The organism is Oceanobacillus sp. AG, from assembly GCF_009746545.1.
GTDB lineage: Bacteria > Bacillota > Bacilli > Bacillales > Amphibacillaceae > Oceanobacillus > Oceanobacillus indicireducens.
In genome coordinates this window covers 26,990-37,064 of record NZ_WOWT01000038.1, presented here as the reverse complement: position 1 = coordinate 37,064, position 10,075 = coordinate 26,990, and the positions used below count along the sequence as shown (strand labels likewise).

Sequence of the window (10,075 nt, the reverse complement as noted above, 5' to 3'; positions counted from 1 at the left end):
AGTTACTTTGTCACAGGGCTTCAACCTTAGGATTTCTCCACCAGTTGCCTGTCAGCTACTGAGCGTCTTGGCACCTACTCAGGTTGGACTTTCACCAACTAGCAATTAACGGCTTGCTGGGCGCGCGCAAATGAAAAACGTGGCTCTTATAAGAACCACGTTTTTTTGTTGCCCAATAAGCTTTCCAAATGGGACGATTCAAATGGGAACTATTTCGTTCATGAGGAAGACGATTTACCCGGCATAATTTGTTGCATCATTTGCTCGATGCCCTGATTATTCCCGCGGCTCATCGAATAGAACGTAGCAGCACCAACACCGATTGACGCGATTAGCGGTAGCCAGATTCCATTTTTCATTTTTTATCCATCCCTTTCTGTCTAAGCTATTAGACAGTTATAGTGTTAGCTACTTGGTTGCAATCATACGAGGCAGCTATTGGAAATTAGCAGTCAACAACATCTAAAGTCTCCCGAGGGAACAAGTTAGCTCCATGCGGCATTCATACCGGCAAGGCGCCCCGTGACAAGGGCCGAGGTGATGTTATAGCCTCCGGTGTAGCCGTGAATGTCGAGTATTTCTCCGCAGAAGAATAATCTGCCCATCAATTTTGATTGCATTGTGTTTGGCACAATCTCTTTAATGGAAACCCCACCACCTGTAACGAATGCTTTTTCCATCGGAAGAGATCCATCGACTTTAAAGGAAAATTGTTTAATCACTTGAGCAAGTGCACGGACATTCTCATTAGAAAGATGGTTACCTTGTAAGTTTCCGTCAAGGGTTAAAGTATCAAGCAAGAATTGGAGATACCGCTCAGGAATAAGACCTTTTAAGCTGTTCTTAATGGCACGTTTTGGATTATTATGGATGAGTTCGTTTATCTCCTGTCTGATTTTTTCTTGATTTTTGTCGGGGAGAGCATCGATTTGTAAAGTTACAGCCTGTTCTTTCATCAATTCCTTCACGACAAATTGGGAGCAGCGTAAAATGGCAGGTCCCGAGACCCCGAAATGAGTGAAGAGCATGTCCATGCGATGGGTTATAATTGATTTCCCTTTTTTGTTTAATACAGAAATGGCTACATCCCTTAGCGCAAGTCCTTGCAGGATTCGTTCTTTTATAAAAGATTCCTTAGATGTCAAAGGAACTTCTGTAGGAAATAGTGTTGTAATCGTATGACCAGCTTTCTTTGCCCAAGGGTATCCTTCACCATTGCTTCCTGTATGAGGCACTGCTTTCCCTCCGACAGCAATGACAATAGCCTTCGTTTCATATTCATCTCCATTTTCGCCATATACTTTATGAACCGTTTCTCCATAGTCGACCGCTTTAACTGGAGAATTTAATTTGACTTCCACTTGAAGCTTGTTCAGTTGATCAATGAGGGTATTAACAACCGAAGCTGCTGAATTCGAGGCGGGAAACATACGCCCATGGTCTTCTTCTTTTAAGGCAACTCCAAGGTTCTCAAAGAATTCAATAATATCGTAATTATTAAAAACAGTGAACGCACTGTAAAGAAATTTACCGTTCCCTGGAATATGTTTAATTACTTCATCTTCAGGTAGCCGATTTGTTACATTACAACGACCGCCCCCAGAAATGGCCAGCTTTTTACCTAGTTTTTTACCTTTTTCAAGTAAAAGTGTGTGAGCACCGTGCTCGGCTGCTGAAATTGCGGCCATTAATCCTGACGGTCCACCACCAATGACAATAACGTCATAAGTCATTTTTTCACTCCTCTCGTTAGATATCTTACCCTTTCCGGGTCAACCTGAGCAACTTTCTAAGTAAATACATGATATTAAAACAGTTTCAATATCAGTTAAGGCAAGTTTATGGTAAAATAACATAGGTATCTATTTAAGAGAAATACAGGTGAAAACATGTCGAATCTTGTCAGAGGATCATTGCTGCTTACAGTAGCAACCTTTCTATCTAAATTTTTAGGATTGATTTATTTAATACCATTTAACATGTTAGTTGGAGCAGAAGGGGCAACACTATATAATATCGCTTATGTTCCATATAATATTATGTTGAGTATCTCGACCATTGGTATTCCACTGGCAATGTCGAAAACTATATCAAAATACAATGCCCTGGGTGACTATGCGACAGGTAGGCGTACCTTTAAACATGGCACCGTTCTTATGTTTATTACAGGATTTATAGCCTTTCTTATTCTTTATTTAGGGGCTGATATCCTTGCTCATTGGATTATTACGGGGGATGGTTCACAAGGGGCAACAGTCGAGGATGTCATACTCGTCATCCGTGCAGTAAGCTTTGCCTTAATCATTATTCCTGCTATGAGTATTATGCGCGGTTTTTTCCAGGGACATGAATCCATGGGACCGTCAGCAATTTCAACCGTAACCGAGCAAATTGTGAGGATTGCGTTTGTTCTTGTGTCTGTATTTATTGTTATAGTTATTTTAAAAGGCACGATTGCAACTGCTGTTGGCTTTGCGACATTTGGAGCATTCGTCGGAGCGGTCGGATCTTGGTTCGTTCTGTTATGGTATTGGAAAAAAAGAAAACCACATCTTGACCGGCTCCTTGAAGAACAAGCTGTGAATAGTGAGTTAACTACAAAAGATATATTTAAGGAAATGCTCAGTTATGCAGGACCTTTTATTATTGTTGGACTTGCTACTTCACTTTATCAACTCGTTGATTTATTTACCTTTGAACGAGCACTTGTAGCAGCTGGGAATGAAGAAATGTATTGGACGCTTGGGGCAATCAATACATTAGCCCACAAAATCGTCATTATCCCAGGTACAATCGCAACGGGACTTTCTTTAGCTATTCTTCCGGCATTAACCCGGACATTTGCACAGAGAAATATAAAAGAATTGCATACACAAATTAACCAATCGTTACAAATCGTCCTTGTATTGGTTATTCCGGCAGTAATTGGAATTGCTTGTCTAGCTGATGTGTTTTATGCGTCCTTGTATGGGTTGGATGAGATTGCAACGACAGGAACGCTGCTTGCATGGTATGCACCGGTTGGTCTTTTCTTTGCGTTGTTTACCGTAACAGCGTCGATCTTGCAAGGAATCAATCAACAAAACTTTACCGTGCTGAGCTTAATGGCAGGATTACTCGTTAAGGTATTACTAAATATTCAGCTGATCCAGTGGTTCGGTGCAAAAGGGATTATATTCGGTACTGGTCTTGCTGTTATTATTGCCGTATGTATTAATTTATTCCGGATTAAGCGGTCGGTTGATTTTCCGTTCCGTCAAGTCACGAAACGGACGATACTCATTTTAATTTTTGGGGCGATTATGGCGCTCGCTATCTTTGTTGTAAAAGCAATTCTTGGTATGTTCATTTCGTATGAAACATCACGTACCGGATCCATTATCGTATTGCTTGCAGGAGTATCTGTTGGCGGGGGAGTTTATTTATGGCTCGCCTATACATCAACATTACTTCATCACGTATTCGGTGATGAAATACCGTTTGTCGATAAGTTATTACGTAAGCTCCGTAAATAATGGAGGGATAGAATGCGGTTAGATAAAATGCTTTCCAATATGGGAGTTGGCACAAGAAAAGAAGTAAAAGCCATGTTGAAGAAAAACCTTGTTACTGTTAATGATGCGTTTATAAAAAATGGGAGCAAGCATATTGATCCTGAAATAGATGTTGTAAAAGTGGACGGCCAGAAAATCGTTTATGAGAAATATATCTATTTGATGCTCCATAAACCGGATGGTATTTTATCAGCCACTAGAGATTATCATACAAGAACTGTCGTTGATTTAATTGATCCTTATTTTCAACACTTTCAGCCATTTCCAGTAGGGAGGCTCGATAAGGGTACAGAAGGGTTATTACTTCTTACAAACGATGGTGATCTTGCACATCGTCTTCTCTCACCAAAGAAAAACGTGGAAAAAACATATTTCGCAACTATTGAGGGAAGAATAACAGATGAGGATATTCGTAAGTTTAAGGATGGAGTAGATATTGGGGAATTGGAACTCTCTAAACCTGCCGAGCTTGTGATTTTACGAAGTGGTTCTATCTCCGAAGTTGAACTGACCATTACGGAAGGAAAATTCCATCAAGTAAAGCGGATGTTTGAGGCTGTTGGTAAAAAGGTCACTTATCTGAAAAGGCTGCGGATGGGCGAACTAACTCTCGATCCATCCCTTCCAAAGGGTGAGTACCGCCGCTTGAATGAAGAGGAGCTAGCTTATTGTGAGCAAGTGAAGGATGCATAACATGAGGTGAGAAAGTGAGCCATTATTTTCTTGGAATTGAGATCCCGGATGATTTAAAGAATTTTTATAATGATTGGCAACAGGAGTTAAAGCCGATTTTCCCGTATAAAAGCTGGACAGATGCACGCGATTTGCATATAACACTTTCCTTTTTAGGAGAGGTGCATCGAGACCATCTTGAAAAGCTTGTGAAGCAACTGGAAATATTACAGTTTTCCGGTAGCTTTACGCTTTCATTGGAAGGACTAGGTACATTCGGAAAGGGTAACCGTCCGCGTGTCCTTTTTGTCGATGTCCGTCTTAATGAGGAACTCCTGCAATTACAACAGCAGATTGTAAAAGCGACAGAAACGTTAGGTTTTGAGCAAGAGAAACGTGCATATCGTCCCCATCTTACCCTTGGAAAAAAATGGGGAAAAGCATTTGATTTGCCAGAAGGTAAGCTAAACGAGATAAAATTACGTTATCAGCAGATTAATCAATTTGAGGTCACTGCCTTTACTTTATATAAGATTCATCCAGGACACGTACCAAGCTATGAAAAAGCTGCTGTTTTTCCACTTTGAATGGCTAGAAAGGGTGGTTTTTAATGGCACAGTTAATTAAAATTCAAGATTACATTACGAGATATGAATGGGATACATTTCGGTACCCCACGCAGTACATCCGTCTAAAACGGGAAAGCTGGGACCGGTTATATGAACGCTGGTCCAGCCCGCGCCGAGACATGCCATCACAAGAAGAACTATATTCGGAGGAAACGGCGGATTCTATTATATCCAAGTTAAAGAATAAATTATTAAGAAAACAAGTTTACTCAGAAACGGTTCAAGAAGAGCAATCAAGTGAAACGGAAGCTCTTCCTGAAACTGAGCAGGAATTAAAACAGGAATTTCTAGATAATCTATTAAACTTTCAGATGAAATGGGCAACATCGACCGTGACTCATCAATCAATCGTTGCCAAAAAATATTATTCAGATTCCTTGTTGAAATATTTGCTCCAGCGACTTCCAGATACGTATCTCGTCATGTATCATCCAATATTTTCAATTAGGCAAGTGCCTGTGGAAGGTGATATTATTTTAATTTCACCTGTGGAAATAGAAGTAATCCAATATGTCGAGTTGGAAGAAGATGCGGTTCTGATGGCAAGCGAAGAGCGGACATGGCATGTAGAGAGCCCAAAGGGAAACAGAAAGATATTAAATCCGCTCATTTCATTAAAACGGACGGAAAAATTAGTGAAAAGCATATTGGCTACAAAAGACATTTCACTACCTGTTAAAAGGAGCGTATTGTCACGTACTAATCCAATTTATTTTGCAAGTGAACCTTACCAGACGCAAATTATTGGCAGTACAAATTATATCGATTGGTTTAATGAAAAAAGATCCTTTCAATCGCCGTTAAAAAATGTTCAAATCAAAGCTGCGCAAACTTTATTAAGATGTTGCCAATCCACCTCATTGAAGCGATCGGAATGGGAAAAAGACGGGAGTGGACATGCTACAATAGAAGAAGCGGAAGACATATAATATGGATCTTTATCGTAAATCCGCAAAGTTGGGAACGGCAGATTACAAACGCATTTTACTGTTTTTATTGGGATTTAGGAGAAGAGATAAAAGGAATCGAACTCCTGGAAGCTTAACAATCGAGTCGGAAAAAAGTGGACGGCGAGACACAAGTTTATAAGGCGGGAAATCAAAAAGCGACAGAACGGAATCCGGTTAATTATTCCGAAATAATACATATAGTTGTAATTTGATACAATTAATTTTAAAATGGTATTTCAAATGTTACAAGTGAAAGATGGGAAAACTTCATGAAGGAATGGCTTGAAAAAGCGGTAGGAAAAGGCTGGACGCTCACTCCAGCTGGCGGCCTAACAGGGGACGCCTATATTGCTACAAAAGACAATCGCAAATTATTTGTTAAACGGAATAGCTCGCCATTTCTCGCGGTGTTATCGGCTGTCGGTATTGTTCCTAAGTTGATTTGGACAAAACGGATGGAAAATGGTGATGTGATAACCGCCCAAGAGTGGCTCGAAGGTAGAGATTTAACCAAGGAAGATATGAAGAGCGGGCAAATTATGGAATTATTAAAGAAAATTCATCATTCGCCTGAACTATTGCATATGCTCATGCGCCTAGGAAAGAAACCAGTTACATCTGATCAATCACTCCTAGAGATCGAGGGACGTTTAGTGCGCCTCGGTTTACTCGAGCAATATGAAGAAGTCGCTGTTGCTTTAAATTATTTGGTGAAGCTTTTACCGATTACCCGAAATCAAAAGCTTGTTGTCTGTCATTGTGATCTTAATCATAATAATTTATTAATGTCTGAGTCAGGGGAGATATTTCTAGTGGATTGGGATAATGCTATGATTGCCGATCCAGTGATCGATTTTGGTTTCCTTTTGAAATGGTATATCCCTAAAGAAGAATGGGACGAATGGCTGGAGAGATACGGAGTCACCGAGCATGAATATTTGTATGAAAGAATGCACTGGTATCTATTGTTGAATGCCCTTGATTATATTAGCTGGCATAGTGAAAGACATGAAGCAGATAAGGTAAAGGAACGGTTGGAGACATTAAGTGAATTGAATCAATTTATGGAAAGCATGATAAACTGACATCATTTGCTTTATCACATATTAACGGTCTGTAATACCCCACCTCTAAACAAGAGGGAAACCGAATATGTGAGGGTTGGGGATAAACAGTCCGTAAATCCCTGATTCTGTTCAACTAACATTCAGGGGGGAAGGATCCACCACTGAATGAAGTATCACTTTATAAATAGAGAAGACATGATAGGTAAGGATGGATAGGAAATGCGTCAACGTTATAAACCATGGGCTGATGATTTTTTATTAGAGCATCAGGATTTAATAATACAAAATCCTACTGAACAAAAGGGCAGATGGCAGGGCTTATTTGCAAGCAAGCAGCCCTTGCATTTGGAAGTAGGAACAGGAAAAGGGCAATTTCTTGTCGGGATGGCAAAGCAGCATCCCGATATTAATTTTATTGGAATGGAAGTTGCAAAGAGTGTCGTCGTGACAGCAGGTGAGAAAGCATTGGAGGCAGAACTGGACAACTTACTGCTCGTCCACGCAGATGCTAATCATTTGCTTGATTACTTTGCGGAGGATGAAATTTCAACTATTTATTTGAATTTCTCTGATCCATGGCCGAAAAATCGCCATGAGAAACGTCGCTTAACGTATACGACATTCTTAAAACAGTATGAACATATTTTACAGCAAGAAGGGGAACTCCTATTTAAAACCGATAATCGTGGACTATTCGAGTATTCCCTCTGCAGCTTCTCCGCATTCGGTATGTTGCTGGGAGAAGTAAATCTTGATTTGCATGCAGAAGAAGATCCATTGAATGTCATGACAGAGTATGAAGAAAAGTTTTCTGCCAAAGGACATCCGATTTATCGCTGCAAAGCTGTTTTTCAAGGATAAGTAAAAACCGCATATCCCTTTCTAATTGTATATAGCGGGATGTGCGGTTTATAAGAAATGATTTTGTGATAAATATCATTAATCTTTTTTATCTTTCTCTGGATAAATTTCCTCACTTGCCTCCGTTTGATATCGCATTGCAGGAAACGGGATAATGGTCGCTTCCCTTCTCGGTAGTATTCGCTCTTTCATATACACATGAAAGAGTGCCTCGCAAAATGTAAAGAAATAAGCAATCGCCAACGAAATGGCTACTAAAGCTGTTGATTGGCCAACATACATTCCAGAAAATAGCCAAACGACGAGAAATGAAATGCCGAAGTCAACGATAGCTGATGCGAGCATGCCAATTGCAGGAAGGATAAGAATGTCCGCTAGATAAGCAACTCCTGTCAACAAGAGTGAAAGGATAATTAAATGACCAACTGTAACTGATCCAAACACGGCGAGAAATGATGACAGGATAATCGCTGTGTAAACCCATTTAATGCCCAATGCTTTCATATGTACCAATTTAATAACCCCTCGCTTCTTGATTATATAGAGTTAGTATTAAGCTGGTTATAGCTTTTTATACACGAATAATCGAGTTTTAAAAAAGTACTTGACTTTATAGGTCGTTATTTGTCATAATTATTAGTAGTGAAAATAATTAGTTGCCTTTAAGTCAACCCTGTGAGGTTGGCAAGGTGATGCGGAATTTAGTTGTTCGAAGAGAACGACTGATAGTGGAATGGGAATATCCATGCGCTAAAAATCTGCACCTTGCTGGCATAAAGGCAAGGTGTTTTTTTATGCAACAATTTAAAAAAACACCTTTCGCTAGAAAAATAAAATGCGAGGAGAAGGAATATGAAACAACGAGAAATTGGCGTCGATGAACGATTACCCTTTATGCAGAGTCTGCCATTAAGCCTACAGCATTTGTTTGCCATGTTTGGTTCAACCGTGCTTGTACCAATTTTGTTCGGGGTTGACCCAGCAACGATTCTAATAATGAATGGATTTGGAACGTTATTATATATCTTTATTACAAAAGGAAAGATTCCAGCTTATTTAGGTTCAAGTTTTGCATTTATCTCGCCGGTTACAGTCGTCTTGACACATGGTGGCGGATACGGGGCGGCCCTTGGTGGATTCTTCGTTGTAGGTGCAGTACTTGTCCTTATCGGCTTAATCGTTAAGTTTGCCGGAACGTCTTGGATTGACTTTATATTCCCGCCGGCGGCAATGGGAGCGATTGTTGCGGTAATTGGACTGGAGCTTGTGCCAGTAGCTGCGGATATGGCAGGATTGATCGCTGCTCAAGACGAACCTAGAGACACGACAGCGATTACGGTTGCTTTACTTACACTTGGTGCGACAATCATCTACTGGGTAACAATGCGCGGCTTTTTAAAAATCATTCCGATTTTACTTGGAATCGTAACTGGATTTATCATTGCCACTATATACGGTATCGTTGATTATACGGCGGTAAAAGAGGCCGCTTGGATTCAAATGCCGACATACTACAAAATTGAGTTTAACTGGGCAGATATTTTAATTATTTTACCAGCGGCACTCGTTTTAATTCCCGAACATATTGGTCACTTAGTTGTGACAGGGAATATCGTGAAGAGAGACCTAGTGAAAGATCCGGGCTTAGACCGTTCCCTATTAGGTAACGGTATTTCAACAATGATCTCGAGTTTATTCGGTTCCACACCAAACACAACGTACGGTGAGAATATAGGAGTACTCGCAATAACAAGAGTATACTCCACTTGGATAATCGGGGGAGCGGCCATTACTGCAATTATTCTATCATTCTGTGGAAAACTTGCAGCATTGATATCATCTATCCCGACACCGGTAATGGGAGGTATTTCCTTACTGCTCTTTGGAATCATCGCGGTTAGCGGGTTAAGAATGCTCGTTGAAGCACAGATTGATTATAATAATTCTCAAAATGTCATTCTAACGTGTGTCGTGCTTGGAATTGGGATCAGTGGTGCAAGTATCAATATTGGTTCGGTTGCATTGACAGGCATGGGCCTTGCAACAATCGTCGCGATTATCATCAGCATCTTTTTCAGACTGCTCGATGTATTAAAATTATCTAATGAATGAAGTCAGAATAATTATGTTCTGACTTCTTTTTCTATATCAAAAGCTGAAGCTAGACAATCTATTACGGTGTAATCGCCCCTAGACCTAACGTATCTGAGAACCGAACGAATTCAGGCGATAGGTAATCGTCGTTAACACCTGACTTTAATTCAACTAATACCCAGTGGGATAGAGCAGGACTGAAAACGCGGCGCTTGTCGCAATGTCAGTAATAGTAGATTTTAGTCGTA

The 10,075-nt window shown here is 40.2% G+C and carries 10 protein-coding genes; 7 read left to right on the top strand and 3 right to left on the bottom strand.

Annotation, left to right across the window (positions count from 1 at the left end; translation table 11 throughout):
- Positions 1-218 precede the first annotated feature (218 nt).
- On the bottom strand, positions 219-359 hold the full coding sequence (locus tag GN217_RS18800; protein WP_198042709.1) for a hypothetical protein: 141 nt from the start codon (positions 357-359) through the stop codon (positions 219-221).
- 126 nt (positions 360-485) lie between these two features.
- A complete protein-coding gene (locus GN217_RS16830) occupies positions 486-1,733 on the bottom strand; it encodes a BaiN/RdsA family NAD(P)/FAD-dependent oxidoreductase (RefSeq protein WP_156857817.1) in 1,248 nt (415 codons plus the stop codon).
- A gap of 156 nt (positions 1,734-1,889) precedes the next feature.
- Here GN217_RS16830 and GN217_RS16825 point away from each other — a divergent pair, with 156 nt between their 5' ends.
- From GN217_RS16825 to trmB, 6 genes are all read left to right on the top strand, one after another.
- Positions 1,890-3,515: a putative polysaccharide biosynthesis protein gene (locus GN217_RS16825; protein WP_156857816.1), complete on the top strand. Its 1,626-nt coding sequence runs from the start codon at positions 1,890-1,892 to the stop codon at positions 3,513-3,515.
- Positions 3,516-3,527: 12 nt separating this feature from the next.
- Positions 3,528-4,247, top strand: coding sequence for a pseudouridine synthase (locus GN217_RS16820; protein WP_156857815.1), 720 nt, complete (start codon positions 3,528-3,530; stop codon positions 4,245-4,247).
- A gap of 14 nt (positions 4,248-4,261) precedes the next feature.
- Positions 4,262-4,813: an RNA 2',3'-cyclic phosphodiesterase gene (thpR, locus tag GN217_RS16815; RefSeq protein WP_156857814.1), complete on the top strand. Its 552-nt coding sequence runs from the start codon at positions 4,262-4,264 to the stop codon at positions 4,811-4,813.
- Positions 4,814-4,836: 23 nt separating this feature from the next.
- Positions 4,837-5,784 carry an NERD domain-containing protein gene (locus tag GN217_RS16810; protein WP_156857813.1) on the top strand — a complete coding sequence of 316 codons (948 nt, stop codon included), beginning with the start codon at positions 4,837-4,839 and terminating at the stop codon, positions 5,782-5,784.
- A 290-nt stretch (positions 5,785-6,074) separates the two neighbouring features.
- Positions 6,075-6,890, top strand: a complete 816-nt coding sequence (locus tag GN217_RS16805) for a phosphotransferase family protein (protein ID WP_156857812.1) — start codon at positions 6,075-6,077, stop codon at positions 6,888-6,890.
- Positions 6,891-7,091: 201 nt separating this feature from the next.
- Positions 7,092-7,733: a tRNA (guanosine(46)-N7)-methyltransferase TrmB gene (trmB, locus tag GN217_RS16800; RefSeq protein ID WP_156857811.1), complete on the top strand. Its 642-nt coding sequence runs from the start codon at positions 7,092-7,094 to the stop codon at positions 7,731-7,733.
- 78 nt (positions 7,734-7,811) lie between these two features.
- Here trmB and GN217_RS16795 read toward each other — a convergent pair whose 3' ends face one another.
- The gene (locus tag GN217_RS16795) at positions 7,812-8,237 is read right to left on the bottom strand and encodes a DUF2512 family protein (protein ID WP_232334482.1); all 426 of its coding nucleotides are present in this window, start codon (positions 8,235-8,237) and stop codon (positions 7,812-7,814) included.
- A 348-nt stretch (positions 8,238-8,585) separates the two neighbouring features.
- On the opposite strand from GN217_RS16795, the gene uraA reads away from it, so the two are divergent.
- Positions 8,586-9,845 (top strand): uracil permease, encoded by a 1,260-nt coding sequence (uraA, locus tag GN217_RS16790; RefSeq protein WP_156857809.1) that lies wholly within the window; start codon positions 8,586-8,588, stop codon positions 9,843-9,845.
- Positions 9,846-10,075 lie beyond the last annotated feature (230 nt).

Coding starts and splice junctions, on each gene's coding strand:
- trmB (WP_156857811.1), top strand. CDS start 7,092: ATGCGTCAACGTTATAAACCATGGGCTGATGATTTTTTATTAGAGCAT.
- GN217_RS16830 (WP_156857817.1), bottom strand. CDS start 1,733: ATGACTTATGACGTTATTGTCATTGGTGGTGGACCGTCAGGATTAATG.
- uraA (WP_156857809.1), top strand. CDS start 8,586: ATGAAACAACGAGAAATTGGCGTCGATGAACGATTACCCTTTATGCAG.
- GN217_RS18800 (WP_198042709.1), bottom strand. CDS start 359: ATGAAAAATGGAATCTGGCTACCGCTAATCGCGTCAATCGGTGTTGGT.
- GN217_RS16805 (WP_156857812.1), top strand. CDS start 6,075: ATGAAGGAATGGCTTGAAAAAGCGGTAGGAAAAGGCTGGACGCTCACT.
- GN217_RS16810 (WP_156857813.1), top strand. CDS start 4,837: ATGGCACAGTTAATTAAAATTCAAGATTACATTACGAGATATGAATGG.
- GN217_RS16795 (WP_232334482.1), bottom strand. CDS start 8,237: ATGAAAGCATTGGGCATTAAATGGGTTTACACAGCGATTATCCTGTCA.
- GN217_RS16825 (WP_156857816.1), top strand. CDS start 1,890: ATGTCGAATCTTGTCAGAGGATCATTGCTGCTTACAGTAGCAACCTTT.
- GN217_RS16820 (WP_156857815.1), top strand. CDS start 3,528: ATGCGGTTAGATAAAATGCTTTCCAATATGGGAGTTGGCACAAGAAAA.